Source organism: Actinomyces ruminis (assembly GCF_002154335.2).
In the GTDB taxonomy this organism is placed as follows: Bacteria; Actinomycetota; Actinomycetes; order Actinomycetales; family Actinomycetaceae; genus Actinomyces; species Actinomyces ruminis.
Map to the genome: position 1 here is coordinate 64,922 of NZ_MTPX02000039.1, position 13,933 is coordinate 78,854.

Annotated in this window: 15 protein-coding genes and 1 pseudogene; 10 read left to right on the forward strand and 6 right to left on the reverse strand. The window is 68.2% G+C overall.

Annotation, left to right across the window (positions count from 1 at the left end; all coding sequences use genetic code 11):
• Nucleotides 1-41: 41 nt before the first annotated feature.
• From glpA to BW737_RS06460, 6 genes and pseudogenes are all read left to right on the forward strand, one after another.
• Nucleotides 42-1,603: pseudogene (gene glpA / locus BW737_RS06440) on the forward strand (anaerobic glycerol-3-phosphate dehydrogenase subunit GlpA); the annotation flags it as partial.
• Between the two features lie 182 nt (nt 1,604-1,785).
• The gene (locus tag BW737_RS19880) at nt 1,786-2,073 is read left to right on the forward strand and encodes an FAD-dependent oxidoreductase (protein ID WP_180272101.1); all 288 of its coding nucleotides are present in this window, start codon (nt 1,786-1,788) and stop codon (nt 2,071-2,073) included.
• Complete coding sequence (gene glpB / locus BW737_RS17965) at nt 2,070-3,350, forward strand: glycerol-3-phosphate dehydrogenase subunit GlpB (RefSeq protein WP_420835712.1); 1,281 nt, start codon at nt 2,070-2,072, stop codon at nt 3,348-3,350. The genes BW737_RS19880 and glpB overlap by 4 nt, the downstream gene beginning before the upstream one ends.
• On the forward strand, nt 3,331-4,590 hold the full coding sequence (locus BW737_RS06450) for an anaerobic glycerol-3-phosphate dehydrogenase subunit C (protein WP_420835715.1): 1,260 nt from the start codon (nt 3,331-3,333) through the stop codon (nt 4,588-4,590). Before glpB ends, BW737_RS06450 begins: the two co-directional genes overlap by 20 nt.
• A gap of 156 nt (nt 4,591-4,746) precedes the next feature.
• Complete coding sequence (locus BW737_RS06455; protein WP_086614743.1) at nt 4,747-5,775, forward strand: sugar-binding transcriptional regulator; 1,029 nt, start codon at nt 4,747-4,749, stop codon at nt 5,773-5,775.
• 133 nt (nt 5,776-5,908) lie between these two features.
• Entirely contained in the window at nt 5,909-6,463 is a 555-nt protein-coding gene (locus BW737_RS06460; protein ID WP_180272108.1) for an amino-acid N-acetyltransferase, read from the forward strand.
• Between the two features lie 92 nt (nt 6,464-6,555).
• Here the strand turns inward: BW737_RS06460 and BW737_RS06465 are convergent, their stop codons facing one another.
• On the reverse strand, nt 6,556-7,869 hold the full coding sequence (locus tag BW737_RS06465) for a hypothetical protein (RefSeq protein ID WP_086614744.1): 1,314 nt from the start codon (nt 7,867-7,869) through the stop codon (nt 6,556-6,558).
• Between the two features lie 110 nt (nt 7,870-7,979).
• Nucleotides 7,980-8,339: a hypothetical protein gene (locus BW737_RS06470; protein ID WP_086614745.1), complete on the reverse strand. Its 360-nt coding sequence runs from the start codon at nt 8,337-8,339 to the stop codon at nt 7,980-7,982.
• Between the two features lie 374 nt (nt 8,340-8,713).
• Here BW737_RS06470 and BW737_RS06475 point away from each other — a divergent pair, with 374 nt between their 5' ends.
• Nucleotides 8,714-9,610, forward strand: a complete 897-nt coding sequence (locus BW737_RS06475) for a hypothetical protein (protein WP_086614746.1) — start codon at nt 8,714-8,716, stop codon at nt 9,608-9,610.
• A 94-nt stretch (nt 9,611-9,704) separates the two neighbouring features.
• Here the strand turns inward: BW737_RS06475 and BW737_RS15655 are convergent, their stop codons facing one another.
• From BW737_RS15655 to BW737_RS17970, 3 genes are read right to left on the reverse strand one after another with little or no spacing between them, the layout of a single operon-like run.
• Nucleotides 9,705-10,319: a hypothetical protein gene (locus BW737_RS15655; RefSeq protein ID WP_143233308.1), complete on the reverse strand. Its 615-nt coding sequence runs from the start codon at nt 10,317-10,319 to the stop codon at nt 9,705-9,707.
• A 56-nt stretch (nt 10,320-10,375) separates the two neighbouring features.
• A complete protein-coding gene (locus BW737_RS06485; protein ID WP_086614748.1) occupies nt 10,376-11,176 on the reverse strand; it encodes a hypothetical protein in 801 nt (266 codons plus the stop codon).
• Between the two features lie 30 nt (nt 11,177-11,206).
• Entirely contained in the window at nt 11,207-11,761 is a 555-nt protein-coding gene (locus tag BW737_RS17970; protein WP_257210555.1) for a DUF6301 family protein, read from the reverse strand.
• On the opposite strand from BW737_RS17970, the gene BW737_RS16180 reads away from it, so the two are divergent.
• The gene (locus BW737_RS16180; protein ID WP_180272102.1) at nt 11,691-11,966 is read left to right on the forward strand and encodes a hypothetical protein; all 276 of its coding nucleotides are present in this window, start codon (nt 11,691-11,693) and stop codon (nt 11,964-11,966) included. The two genes, BW737_RS17970 and BW737_RS16180, sit on opposite strands and share 71 nt — an antisense overlap.
• 192 nt (nt 11,967-12,158) lie before the next feature.
• Here the strand turns inward: BW737_RS16180 and BW737_RS06495 are convergent, their stop codons facing one another.
• Nucleotides 12,159-12,545 carry an SMI1/KNR4 family protein gene (locus BW737_RS06495; RefSeq protein WP_086614749.1) on the reverse strand — a complete coding sequence of 129 codons (387 nt, stop codon included), beginning with the start codon at nt 12,543-12,545 and terminating at the stop codon, nt 12,159-12,161.
• A gap of 356 nt (nt 12,546-12,901) precedes the next feature.
• Here BW737_RS06495 and BW737_RS06500 point away from each other — a divergent pair, with 356 nt between their 5' ends.
• Together BW737_RS06500 and BW737_RS06505 are read left to right on the forward strand one after the other, a co-directional pair.
• A complete protein-coding gene (locus BW737_RS06500; RefSeq protein WP_143233309.1) occupies nt 12,902-13,204 on the forward strand; it encodes a hypothetical protein in 303 nt (100 codons plus the stop codon).
• On the forward strand, nt 13,204-13,710 hold the full coding sequence (locus BW737_RS06505; protein WP_086614751.1) for a hypothetical protein: 507 nt from the start codon (nt 13,204-13,206) through the stop codon (nt 13,708-13,710). The genes BW737_RS06500 and BW737_RS06505 overlap by 1 nt, the downstream gene beginning before the upstream one ends.
• The last annotated feature ends 223 nt before the right edge of the window (nt 13,711-13,933 follow it).

Sequence of the window (13,933 nt, forward strand, 5' to 3'; positions counted from 1 at the left end):
CAGGGCATTCGCCCCGCCTCGACGGACGAGGAGGTCCCTCAGTGAGAGCCATGACTGCCGACGTGGTCGTCGTCGGCGGCGGTGCCACCGGCGTCGGTGTCGCCCGGGACGCCGCGATGCGCGGTATGAGCGTCGTGCTGCTGGAGCGCGCCGACCTCGCCCAGGGCACCTCCGGACGCTTCCACGGGCTGGTGCACTCCGGCGGCCGCTACGTCGTCTCCGATCCCGGCTCGGCCCGCGAGTGCGCCGAGGAGAACACCATCATCTCCCGCATTCACGCCGACGCCATCGAGTGCACGGGGGGACTGTTCGTCGTCACCCCCGAGGACGACCTGGCCTTCTCCGACAAGTTCCTGGTCGGTGCGCAGCAGGCGGGCGTCGCCTGCGAGGAGCTCAGCCTGTCGGAGGCCCTGCGCATAGAGCCGCGCCTCAACCCCGGTATCAAGCGCGCCTTCGCCGTCAACGACGGCGCCGTCGACGGCTGGCAGATGGTCTGGGGAGCCGCCCGCTCGGCCCGGGCCTACGGCGCCGAGATCCTGACCTATCACGAGGTCACCGACCTGGTGGTAGAGGGCGAGGGGGCCGACCGGCGCGTCGTCGCCGTGCGCGCTCATGGCCTCAAGACCGGCGAGGACCTGACCATCTCGTGCGCCATGGTCGTCAACGCGGCCGGCCCCTGGGGCGGCAGGCTCGCCGCCATGGCTGGCTCGGAGGCGATAGAGATCGTCGCCGGCGCGGGCATCATGGTGGCCGTCAACCACCGCCTGGTGAACCACGTCATCAACCGCTGCGTCCATCCCTCCGACGGAGACATCATCGTCCCGGACCACACGGTCTCCATCATCGGCACCACCGACCGGCGCGTACCCGACCCCGACCACCTGCTCATCCCCCGCGAGGAAGTCGCCCAGATGCTCGACGCCGGCGAGGTGCTCATCCCCGGCTTCAGGCAGACCCGCACCGTGCACGCCTGGGCCGGCGCCCGCCCCCTGGTGCGCGACAAGCGCGTGTCCGGAACCGACACCCGGCACATGAGCCGCGGCATGACCGTGCTGCGGCACAGCGAGGCCGAGGGGCTGGCCGGCTGATCACCGTGGCCGGCGGCAAGCTCACCACCTACCGACTCATGGCCAAGAACACCGTCGACGCCGTCTGCGCCGAGCTCGGTGTCGATAGGCCCTGCACCACCGACGCCGAGGCCGTCCCCGGCTCCGAGCACGGCCGCAACTACCGCGTCACCCACCGCCTGGCGGCGCGCGAGCAGGACCGGCTGGAGAACCAGACGATATGCGAGTGCGAGCTGGTGACCCGCAAGATGCTCACCGACCTGATGGATGAGCAGCCCGACGCGTCCTTCGACGACCTGCGCCGCCAGCTGCGCATCGGCATGGGCCCGTGCCAGGGCGGCTTCTGCGCCGCCCGCGTCGCCGGCGTGCACGTGTGCCAGGGGCGTGCCGACGCCGCCGACGCCACCGAGTTGCTGCGCACCTTCCTGCGGCACCGCTGGATCGGGCTGTGGTCGATCCTGCACGGCGAACAGGTCCGCGAGGCGGCGCTGGACTTCTGGATGCTGCAGGGAACCCTCGACGTCGAGGACCTTCCCACTGCCGCGCGCCCCGCCGCCGCGGCCACGCCCATCGCGGACGCCGAGGACGGCGAGGAGCTGCCTGAGGAGATGGCTGCGGCCATGGCGGCCCTGGCCGCCCCGCCCCGGCTCGACCCCGACGCCGCAGCCCTGGCGGGTGCTTCCCGCGCCGCCACCGACCAGAAACAGGAGGTCCGCGCATGAGCAGCGACGTCGTCGTCATCGGTGCCGGAATATCGGGGTACGCCGCCGCCCTGCGGCTGCGCCGGGCCGGCGCCACCGTCACCCTGGTCACCAAGGGCATGGGCTCCCTCGCCCTGTCCCCGGGCACGGTCGACGTGCTCGGGCGCCTCGGCGGCGCCGCCGGCCCCGCCGGTCCGGGCGCCGGAGCCACCACGGAGGAGCGGTCCGCGCGCCGCGCCGTCACCCACCCCTATGCCGCCATCGCCGCAGCGACCTGCTGCCCGAGGGGCACCCCTACCGCGTGATCGGTCGGCGCGCCACGGCCGCCGGCGTGGACCGCTTCGCCGCCCTGGTCGGCCCCGAGCTGCTCACCGCCCGGCCGGACGCCGTGGAGGACGCCGACGGTGGCGAGGGCTCGGCGGACGGCCCCGCGAACCTGTGGCTGCCCACCGCCGTGGGCGCCGTGCGCCCCACGCTGCTCGTGCAGCCCTCCATGGCCGCCTCCGTGCTGCGCGACGGCGGCCGCTACCTGATCGTCGGGCTGGCCCGGCTCAAGGACTTCACCGCGGAGATGGTCGCCGGAAACCTGAGCCGCTCCGAGTTGCCGGACGGCGGCAGCATCCAGGCGCGCGCCCTGACGGTCGACTTCGAGGCCCGCTCCGGCGAGAGCGACACCAACGCCGTCGGCCATGCCCGCGCCCTGGACCACCCGGACGCGATCGACCGACTGGCGCGGCTGCTGGACGGCAAGGTTCGCGACGGCGAGACCGTACTGCTGCCCGCCGTGCTCGGCCTGGACCGCCCCGGCGTCTTCCAAGAGCTTGCCGAGCGCCTGGGCGCCCCCGTGGGCGAAATCCCCCTGGTGCCGCCGTCGGTGCCCGGGCTACGCCTGGAGCATCGACTGGACCGGCTCGCCTCCGCGCAGCGCGTGCGGGTGGTTATGGGGGCGCGTGTGGTCGACAGCCGCATCGAGCGCGGCCGCTTGGTCTCCGTCACCAGCGCGGCCGCGGGCCGCCCCCGTGAGCACCGTGCCGACGCCTTCATTCTGGCCGCCGGCGGCTTCGAGTCCGGCGCTCTGACCATGGACTCCTACGGGCAGGTCACCGACACGGTGCTCGGCCTGCCGCTGGCGGGCGTGAGCGCCGACGGCGCGGAGAATCTGCGCCGCCTGATCCACCACGACTACTGGGGAGCGCCGCAGGGGCTGTTCCGCGTGGGTGTGGCGGTCGATAAGCAGATGCGGCCGCTGGGCGCCGACGGCGAACCGGTGCTGGCCGGCGTCTACGCCGTCGGCGGGGTCCTGGCGGGCGCCGTCCGCTGGAGCGAGAAGTCCGGGGAGGGCATCGCGCTGGGATCGGCCGAGCCGCCGGCGACGCCGTGCTGGCCCAGCTCGGCCACGGCGTCGCCTCGGGCGCCAGCTACGACAGCTCGAACGCAACGAAGGAGCAGGACTGATGTTCGACGTCGACACCCTGGCTCAGCGCTGGGATCTGCCGCTGCCCGGGAAGGGCGGAGCGCGGGTCAAGAGTGGCGCCGCCGCCGTCGAAACGGCCGCCCACTCGCTGGCCCGCGCCAGCCTTGACTGCTGCGTCAAGTGCACCATCTGCGAGACGATGTGCCCGGTCATGGAGGTCACCGAGCTGTTCCCCGGCCCGAAGTTCGTCGGTCCGCAGGCCGAGCGCTACCGCAACGGGGAGAGCGTGGACCACTCCATCGACTACTGCTCCTCCTGTGGCACCTGCACCCGGGTGTGCCCGCAGGGCGTGAAGGTGGCCGAGCTGAACAACCAGGCCCGCGCCGTCATGCGCGCCCAGCACGGCGAGGTGCCCGTGCGCGACCGGCTGATCACGCAGACCACCCTCATGGGCAAGGTGATGACCCCGATCGCGCCGTTGGCCAACGCCGCTCTGGCCAACAAGCCAATCCGCGTGGTCATGGAGAAGACGGTCGGAGTGCACCGCGACGCCCCCATGCCGCACGCCCAGCCAATGTCTCTGGCCGAGTGGCTTCGGCGCCGCACCAAGCGTGCGCACACGCTGGTTCCGGCCGGTTCACGTGGTCCGATCGTGTTCTTCCACGGCTGCGCAGGCGGATACTTCGAGGTGGAGACCTCCAAGCGCGCCATCGAGGTGCTCGAGCACATCGGCTACGAGGTGATCGTCCCCAAGCAGGGCTGCTGCGGCCTGGCCGCCCAGTCCAACGGGCTGTACGGGCAGGCGTCGGCCAATGTGGTCAAGCTGTGCGAGCAGCTGGTTGCCGCTGGAAAGGGCCTGACGATCGTGTCCTCCTCCGGCTCCTGCGCCGGCATGCTCAAGCATGAGGCCCACGAGATCATGGGGGTGGACGCCGAGGTACTTGCCGACGTGTCCCCACGTACCGTGGAGTTGTCGGAGTTCCTGCGCGACCTGGACGACGCCGGCGAGCTGCCCCACCGCTTCCGCCGCATCGAGGCAACGGTCGCCTACCACGCTCCGTGTCAGCTCAAGGGGCAGAACATGGGAATGCCCGCGATCGAGCTCATGGAACTGGTGCCGGGCTTCCACGTGGTCGAGTCCGGCCGGGCGTGCTGCGGCGTCGCGGGCACCTACGGGCTGAAGCAGGAGAAGTACGACATCGCCCAGGCCGTCGGCAAGCCTTTGTTCGACATCGTGCGCGACGTCAACCCGAACCTGGCGGTGTGCGACACCGAGACCTGCCGTTGGCAGATCGAGCAGTCCAGTGGCGTGAAGACGGTGCACCCCATCTGGGTGCTGCACGCCGCCTACGGCCTGTCCCGCCTGGCCGGCATCGAGCCCAAGCCAGAACGCCGAGACCGGCACTAGTGACGCGCCGAGACCGGACAAGTCGTTCCTCGCAACTCGCTTAATAGGGTTGTCATCGCCCCGTGAGGGGACGGCGCTATTGCCGCCATCACCGCATGCGATAATGGTCGCCCATGGTGCACGAACGTGCAGACCGTCGGGTGACAGGGGGAACGCATGACGGAGGGGACCGGCAGCACGGTTCCGCTCGGCCGGTGCTACGAGGCGGCCTCGATGTACTACGTCCAGGGGGAGACCATGGACGTGATCGCCCGCCATCTGGGCGTATCGCGCTCCACCGTATCCCGGCTGCTGGCCCGGGCACGTGCCGACGGCATTGTCCGCATCACCCTGACCGCACCCGGCGGCGCCGGCACCCTGGAGGCGGCGCTGCGGGACACCTTCAACGTTTCCGCCCGGATCGTGCCCGTGCGGGAGGGCACCACCGAGATCCACCGGCTGGAGCAGGTCGCCGCCGTGGCCGCCGAGGAACTGGCGGCGCTTGCCCCCGAGAACGGGGTGATGGGAGCGGCCTGGGGCACCACCATGTCCGAGGTCTCCGCCGCCCTGCCGCAACGCCGCGTGCCGGGACTGACGGTGGTTCAGCTCAATGGGGCCACCGCTCCCGAGGGGGACGGCCCGAATGTGGGGGAGGTTCTGGCCGACTTCTCCGAGCGGCTCGGTGCGCGCACCGTCGCCTTCCCGGTTCCGGCGTTCTTCGACCATGCCGCCACCCGGGAGGCCATGTGGTCGGAGCGCTCCGTACGGCGCGTGCTGGCGCTGGCGGATCGGGCCAGCCTGGCGGTGTTCGGCGTCGGCTCACTGGATCCGAGCGCGGCACTGCCCAGCCAGGTCTACAGCGGCGGGCACCTGAGTGAGCAGGACCGTGCCCTGCTGCGACGCGACGGCGTCGTCGGGGACGTGTGCACCGTCATGCTGCGCCAGGACGGCACCTGGCGTGATGTCGCCCTCAATGTGCGCGCCACCGGTCCGACCCCGGCGCAGCTGTCACGGATTCCCCGCAGACTGTGTGTGGTGGCGGGTGTCGGCAAGACGCGCGCCCTGCTGGCGGCACTGCGGGCGCGCGTGGCCACCGACCTGGTGGTCGATGATGCGACCGCCCGCGCGGTGCTGGCACTGGCCGCACGGAAGGAGAAGCGCGAACATGGGCCTCATGCGCAACACCCCCAGCACCGACAGCGCTGAGTTGGACGCCATGACGCCCGCAACCACCCCGGGGGCCGAAACGGGAACGCCCACAGTGACGGAGGCGGCGGCGCCGGTCGCGTCGGCGGTGTCACGGCCGGTGTCCGTGGCCGCACCCGACGTCGCCACCGGGATGCCCGACCGCTTCCGGGATGCGGCTTGGCGCACCGTGCTGCGCCCGGCCCGCCCCGCCGACGCGCGCGCCATCGCCGAGCTCGTACGCCCCTACGCGGAGCGGCGCATCCTGATCGGCAAGGACCTGATCAACTACTTCGAGGACATCCAGGAGTTCACCGTCGCGGAGGGCACCGGCCGGCTCGACGGCACCACTGAGTCCGGGCTGATCGGCTGCGGCGCCCTACACGTCATGTGGGACGACATCGCCGAGGTGCGCACGCTGGCGGTACGCCGCGACCACCTGCACCACGGCGTCGGCCACGCCATCTTGAACAACCTGCTTGACCGCGCCCGCACCCTGGGGCTGCGGCGGGTGTTCTGTCTGACCTTCGAGGTCGACTTTTTCGCTGCCCACGGGTTTAAGGAGATTCAGGGTACGCCCGTGGGCACCGACATCTTTGTGGAGATGCTGCGCAGCCACGACGACGGCGTCGCCGAGTTTCTCGACCTGGCCCGCGCCAAACCCAACACTCTGGGCAACACTCGCATGCTCCTGGAACTGGACGACTGAGAGGACGCCCGCTGGAACCGCTCCGGTTGAGGCGAGAAACCCGGGGAAGGCGAAGGACTTCCCCGGGTTTCAGATGGCGTTGCTCGCCGACGTCACCAGGAGTCGGACTCCTGCTTCCACCCCGGGGTGGACAGGGTCTCGAGCGAGCCCGCCTGCCCGGCTACACCAGGATCCGCGATGTAATCCTCCTGGACCTCGTCTTCCAGCAGTGGGATGTCATAGGTGCCATGGGGGCGCCGCCGTTGGCGCGACTGCCCCGCGCCGCGTCCCGCGGCCGGTGCGCCCATGGCGGGGCGCCCGGTTGCACCGTGCGTGGCGGATCCCGCGGTGCTGCTGCCCTGAGCGGCGGTGGTAGCTGCCATTCCGGTGCTGCCGTTGATCCCGACGGCTGAGGTGGCGCCTGCGGCTGCGGTGGTGCCTGCGGCTGCGGTTCCGCTGACTCCGCTCAGCCCGCGCACGACAGCCGCGGTTGCGGCTGTTACGCCGGCGGTGCCGACCGCTCCAGCAACAAGACCAGTTGTGCCGACACCCCCGGTTCCGCCAACCGACGCATTGTTGCTAGCGGAGGCCAGGGGAATGAGCCTGCCGTTTTCAACCGTGTAACGTCCGGCTGCAAAGGCGGTGCTCTGCGTTGAGGCCGGGCCGTTGACCCTGCTGGTGAATCGATCCACCTGGGTGACGGAGTAACCGGTATGAGAGTTGGGAACGAGACGCGAGGCCGAGGTCACGGCCATCGTCCCGACTGCAGCCGTACCGGTTGCCGTCGGTACTAGGGGTACAGCGTGACCGGTGCCGTAAGTACTTCCTCCATAGCCGGCGGTACTCCCGGCTCCTCCGGACCCCGTGGCCCCACCGCCGTAGGCGCCCGATCCCGAAGCGGTGTCGCCACCCCCGCCGTCGCCCGCGGCACTGGAGGTAGGTAGTTGATCGAGCGGTGTCTGGTTGACCTGGCGGTTGGGATCGAACTCCGGCCGTGAGAGGTCAATTGCGCGCAGGGCCGCTGCCGAGGTGGTCAGTGCGGTGTCCATGGGGGAGAGCGCTTCGGCGGCCTGCCGGTCGCGCTTGTCCTCAATGGCGAGTTCTTCATCCATGATGTCGGAGGTGTGTTCGGGCAGCTCGTCATACTTGGGCTTGGCGGTGCGCATGGAGTCGCGGGCCGTGGTGCGCTCGGCCTTGATGGCATTGACCGCTGCATACCATTTGCGCACCTCTGCCTGGAGCTGGGCGAGTGCCCCGTTGACGGCGAGTTGGGTCTCACCCTCAAAGGCGGGGTTGGCGGCGATTGTGCGGATGGTGTCGTCGCAGGAGACCAGGTTCGAACGGATCTGGGCGAGGGTGACGTCGTCCCCGTAGTCGTCCAGGTCGAGGTCGTGGATCTTCTTCAACTCGTCGGTGTTCGTTCCCATGCTCCGTTAGTCCTTCAGTCCTTGTCGGTCCTGCGACGTATATCAGTCTTCTTCGTTGTTTCTGCACCGGCTGAGGCCAGCCGTGCTGGTGGCCTCGCAGGCGATGGAGGCTACTCGGCGGTGGGCCTTGCCTGGACGGGGCCGCCGGGCAGGCCGGTCGGCCTCGATACATCGGGGATTTCGGAGCGGTTCTCGCTCCACTTCTTCAGCGTTTGCACCGCATCTTCTTTGCTCTGCTGGTCCTGCTCGGTGAAGGCGGTGACGGCGGCGTCATAGTTGGTCTTGAGCGTGTCCAGGTCCTGTTGTGTGGAAGCGATGCAGGCCTGTAGCTGATCGAGCACGTCGGTGTAGGCGCGCATGCAGGAGTGGGCCTGGGTGTGGGTGGACCAGGTGGTGGTCGACTGGTTGACGGTGACCGAGTCCACGCTGGTCGCTGCGGGTGAGGCGTACTCGTCGGAGGCGGTGGCCATCTTGGAGGAGTTGCTCGTCGCGGTGTCGTAGTCGACGGAGAATTTACGGACATTGTGTCTCCAACTGTTCGCAGGGGCGGATGCAAGTCTGTAGCGATTGAGCCGTATGTGACCGACCGTAGCCGGTCAGGGTGTGGATCTGAAGGCCTGAGGGTGGGGAGCGCTCCCCACCCTCAGACCGATGCCGAAGCACCGGGTGCGATGGGGGGCTGACCACCTCCATGTCACGAATACGCTACGCCAGTTGTGTCCGGACTGTCACCGTCGTGCGGGTGCTGAAGGCGTGACATCCACCTCGTCGCCGCGGGATCATGCGGTTTCCGGCTAGTAATCCCAGGCGTTATCATGATCGTCCCGTGACAAAGGAGGGTGATATGACACAGCCGACGTCGGACCGGGGGCAGGGGCAGGAGTCTCAGGGACAGGGGCTGAGCCCGGGCGCACAGGGGTACGGCCAGTACGGTCAGCCCGGCGGGTACGGTGCCCCCAAGTACGGTTCGAATGGCGGCGAGCAGGCGCCCGGGAGCGGTCAGTACGGGTACGTCCCCACGCAGTCCGGCTACGGCTATGCGCAGCCGGGTCCTCCGGTCGGCCAGGGGGCAGCGACGCCGTCCGCCGGGCAGCCCTATCCCGCAGGTTTGCAGCAGCCGGGAATGGCGGGCGAGGACCAGCCCCTGAAAGTCGAACTGGCACCGATCCCGCTCTCCCAGGAGCGGCTCGTGCTCAAGTCCAATATCACGGTATCCGGTGGTTTTGCCTTCTGGTTGACGGCGGGCTTCGGACTCGCCTGCCTGTACGGCGCCGGCTGGTACCTGGTGAATGAGCCCGACAGGATCGGCTACATGCTGGTGGCGCTGATCGCGGGCCTGGCGTCGCTGGCTCTGGTTGTCGCCATGTGGCGCAGCCACACCGTACTGGACGCGACCGGAATCCACCTGCATGCGTTCGGACAAACGCGTGACTTCCCCTGGCCAACGTCGCGCACCAGCCTGTTCGCCCGCGTGACGCTGGGGAAGGTGGTCAAGAGTGCGGATGCCTGCATGGTGATGCCGGATGGGCAGGCGATGGTGCTGACGGGACTGTCCTGGATGGGGGCCTGGCCGCCGTCGCTGGAGGCTCGGGCCGTGGCCCAGTGCTCACGGATCTGGGACTGGGCGGTGGCCCGCGGCTACACGCAGGAGACGCATGAGTACATTCCGCTGTCGGGCGTCACCTGGCAAGCGCAGCAGCTGGTGCGCGAGAGTCAGGAGCGGCGCTACGGGCTCCGGTGATCGACGACTATGAGCCGCGCCGGATATTGGCTCAGCTCGTCAGTCAGTTGCCCAATCCGTCAGCCCGGCACTCCAGCATGTGCCGGGCCGTTGCTCATGCGATTGGTACGGCGAAGCGGGCGCAGTAGGCGGGGTCTACCGGGGGTGTTTGGCCTTGGGCGTTGGTGATGGTGGTGGCGACGGCGCGCATGAGCTGGGCGACGGCGTCGTTGGTGAGTTGGCTGGCCCACTGCTGGTCGTCGGTGGGCATGAGCTGCTCAACCAGTTCGACGGTGTGCCCGGCGACCTGGAGGAAGCGGCCGGTATACAAGACAGTTCCGGGCAGAAGGGCCACCTCTTGGGCCTGGGGTACGGCTGATACAGGAGCTATATCTCTTCCTGTGTGCACTACCACGACGGCGATGCCGGGGCTGGTCATGCCTGCGGTGGCTACCACGAGGTCACGGCTAGTGGCGGTGATACCCCGGGGCACTACCACTCCTGGCTGGGTGCCGGAGGGGCTGGTGATGCCGCGGAAGGTGACCGCCCCGGTGGGCGGCAGTTCGCGCAGTCCCGCGACGGCGCGCTCGAAGCGCTCCTCTGGCGTGGGCTGTCGCGCGTGGTCATTGGCTGGCGTCCTCTTGGTTATGGGGCTCGTCTTGTTTGCGTTCTGGGGCCTTCCGGTAGGAGCGCTTGGCTTTGTGGCCCTGTGCTTGTCGGAAGTGTTCACGGTTTGGGGCTGGTTTCACCCATGGTTGGGGCCGGTATGGCAGGACCGGGTCTCCATCACTCCACCAGGGTCCGAACACGGCGTGGTCGGTGGCGACCGCGGCTGCAACGGGTTCGGCGGATGGGGGGGATAGTAATCGGGCAGGCCGGGTCGTTGGGGATGGCGGGCAGCGGCGTCAGGGTCACGGGCAACCACAGTGTCGGAATGCTGAGTTCACTGGCGTTTAGGTCGGTGGGCCAGGGGATGCCGTCGGTGCGGTACGCCGCCCACGCCTGACCGTAGTACTCCAGCACCAACGTGGTCTGCCCTTCAAGAGCGTCAGTGCGGAACAGTCCCACGATCCAGGCATCCTGCTCCCGACGGTTAAGCCGGTCATACCACTGATTGACGTCGGGCTCAGGCTGGTCGGCGTCGAGGCGGATGCTGGTAAGAAAGCCCCGACGCAACCTGAACCGGCAGGTGGGCGGGAGCATCTTCAGCCCCGTCGGGTCATCCGCCCAGCGGGGCCTTTTCGGCGGGACCTGGCGCACACGGGTCCTGCCGCGTGTGTCCTCGGTGACCGTGTAATGCAACTGTGCGTGGCGCAGCCGGTTGCGGCGAAGATTCTCCGCGTCGCGTTCAAAGAACTCGTCTTTGGTTATACAGTCGTAGTCGATGGTGCCGTCCTCGGGGCGGGTGGGGTACCAATGTCGGTCCCAGTACTGGTCCTCAAGATCGTCAGGGATCTGCCCCAGCCCCAGGCGCGTGGCCTCCTCCTGATCAATGCGCAAACGATCTTGAATGACGCCTGGGCGGAGGTCACGGATATCGCCGGTGAACGGACGACGCACTCCGTCGTCACCAATCAAGTCAAACACTGCCGTTCCTGGAGCCTATGAGAGCCGTATTCATGCCTTGCCATCCATTTCTGGAAGCATGATACCCGTCCTCAATCCGGCAGAGGATCTGGGAGGGCGCAAACACCGAGGTGACCGCGGGGCCGTGGCGGGGGCTCGGTTGGGAACTCCGCCTCCTCCTCGAAGTAGCGGCGTTCGGCCTCGGCCGCACGGTTGGCAGCAGGTGAGTCCACGGTGGCGCTGAGGATTCGCCCGACGGTGCCGAGTCGGAGTGATGCTCCGCTCGGCAGGGTCCAGGTGGTGGACTCTTGGGGGGCCGTTGCGTCCCTGGGAGCGCTTGGTGGTGCCGGTACCGTACAATTCGGTCAGCGCTTGGACGTACTGGTCGTATGCCTGGCGCACCAGTGTAGGTGCCTGAGCTGGTGCGCTGGCCTTCGGAATACGTGAAGCCACCCCCATGCGGAAGGACCCGATCTGACCTTTGAGCGTGAAGAAAGAGGCGTCCTTGCCGCCCAGGTCATGACCGGTAGTAAACATGGACTCCCTGGTCGGTGAGGACTGCCAGCCAAGTTGGTCGCGCAACTCCAGGCCCTCCTGGACGCTCATGGGCCAGTGGTGCTCCAACCACAACCGGATCACCGGCACACCCACCTGGGGCGGAACTACCCGAAACACCCCACCACCAGGCAGAGACAACTCTAAGCCCGGCGCTGCCCCGGTCGGGCCGTCGGTCTCCGGGGTCGGTGTATCGGTGCCGGTCTGTCCACTGCAGGTGCTGCTCATGCGCACTTCCTCCCCGAGTCGCTCATGACGCCGACTCGCGCTTACGGTGCTTGGGTGTCGGTATATGGCCCATCATCATCGAAGCGTGGTGGCCGGTAGCCCTTCTCATCAGGTAGGGGCTGAGGCGGTAGACCGTTCTCCGCACGGAACCTACGAGCATTGCGTTTGTTGTATTCGAGCATGGCCATGTAGCAGTCGTGGAAGTCGTCATAGCGGTCAATCACCTGACCGTCGGCGTACCAGGCGGTTTTGCCCTCGTTGCGGTTCCGGGCTTACCCATGAGGAAGACGTCTTCGTCGAGTTCGGATGCTGCAACGATGAACTGGTCTTCGGCGATCGCGCCATCCCTGGCCAAAGCCGCCACACACTCCGGAAGATCCAGAGGTATACGGGCACTGTCGTACAAGGGTCCTCCGACAAGGTCCCGGGTGGAGAAGATCGCAACGTCGTGATAGAAGTTGGGCCAGCCGTCGGCCGCAAGCAGGAAGGTCCGGTAGGACTCAGGCAGCCGGAACCCGAGCTGCTTCTCGGCCTGGATGACCTCCTCCTCGCTGGCCCGCACCCTCGGGAGGGAGTACTCCCACAGGTGCTTCAGGTCGGCCTCCATCCGGGCATGGTTATTAAACCCACCCAAACCAATGTGGCTCTGTCGGTTTGAGGGTGTGGTGGATGACGGCGTGGGGCCGAGGTGCTGGGAGTGGGGCCGTGCTGTGTCGTTGTACGCCCCTTCGGCGTCTGCTGAAGGTTTCAGAGCCCTTCAACAAACACCTAACCGGGGTAACAGAGCTTGAACCGGAGTAGTAGACGATCCCCGGCCACGGGCACGAAGATGCCATCGGTATTGTTTTGGGGTGAACACGCCTGCGCCTGGGGGAACCCTCCGATTCCGAGATCAGCCGACCCGCTGCCAAGGCGGTGCCGGCCGGCCGCCCCGGGCGCGGGCTGGACCCCACCGGGCGACACATGCTGCTCACCCTTCCGCGGCTGGACGGCGAACACGATCCCGCCACGCTCTCCGAAGGTGTCGGCCACGCGTGCCGCACCATCGCGGACTCCTATCAAGGTGCGCCTGGACCGAAGCTGCGGCTGCTGCCGACCCGCATCGACCTTTCTGAACTGCAGGCGCTGGTACCCGCCAAGGACGGCCCCGTCATCGGTATCAATGAGGCCCGTCTGGAACCCGTTACCCTCGACATGCGGCAGGAGCCCCACCTGATCGTGCTGGGCGATGCAAGAAGGGCAAGTCATCCTTCCTGCGTGCACTGATGGCCGAACTGACCCGTAATCGCACCCCGAATGACGTGCGCATCCTGCCGGTCGACCCGCGTCGCTCCCTGCTCGGAGACATTCCCGAGGAGTTCATGCTCACGTATGTGACCTTGCGCGATCAGGCGACCAAGGAGATGACGGATCTGACGGAGTTTCTCAAGCAGCGCCTGCCCGGTCCGGAGGTGACGCCGGAGCAGTTGCGTACCCGCAGCTGGTGGAACGGCCCCGAGGTGTACATCCTCGTGGACGACTACGACCTGCTGACCACCGGCCAGATGAATCCGCTGCTGCCGCTCCAGGCCCTGCTGCCCCAGGGGCAGGATATCGGCCTGCACCTGGTGCTGACTCGGCGCACGGGCGGGGCCAGCCGGGCCCTATTCGAGCCCTTGGTACAGACGCTAAATGACCTTTCCACCCCCGGCATCATGCTGCCCGGAAACCCCGACGAGGGGCCGCTGCTCGGGCGTCAGCGTCCCAAGCCGGGACCCGCTGGGCACCCGTGATTCGATCCAGTCCGTCCAACTGGCCTGGTTGCCGCCGACGTTGTGAGATGCCAGCGCCGGTATATCCCGCGTGGTGACATGTCTCCCACCCTGGGCGTTCCGGCGGGCGTCTTGGGCGGGGCGCTGACCGGGGCGGGGGTGCGGCGCCGGTACAGTCGACCCCATGGCGCAGAGACGAAACTCGGGAGACGGCTCCCGCGGCGGCCGGCGCGGTCGCAACACG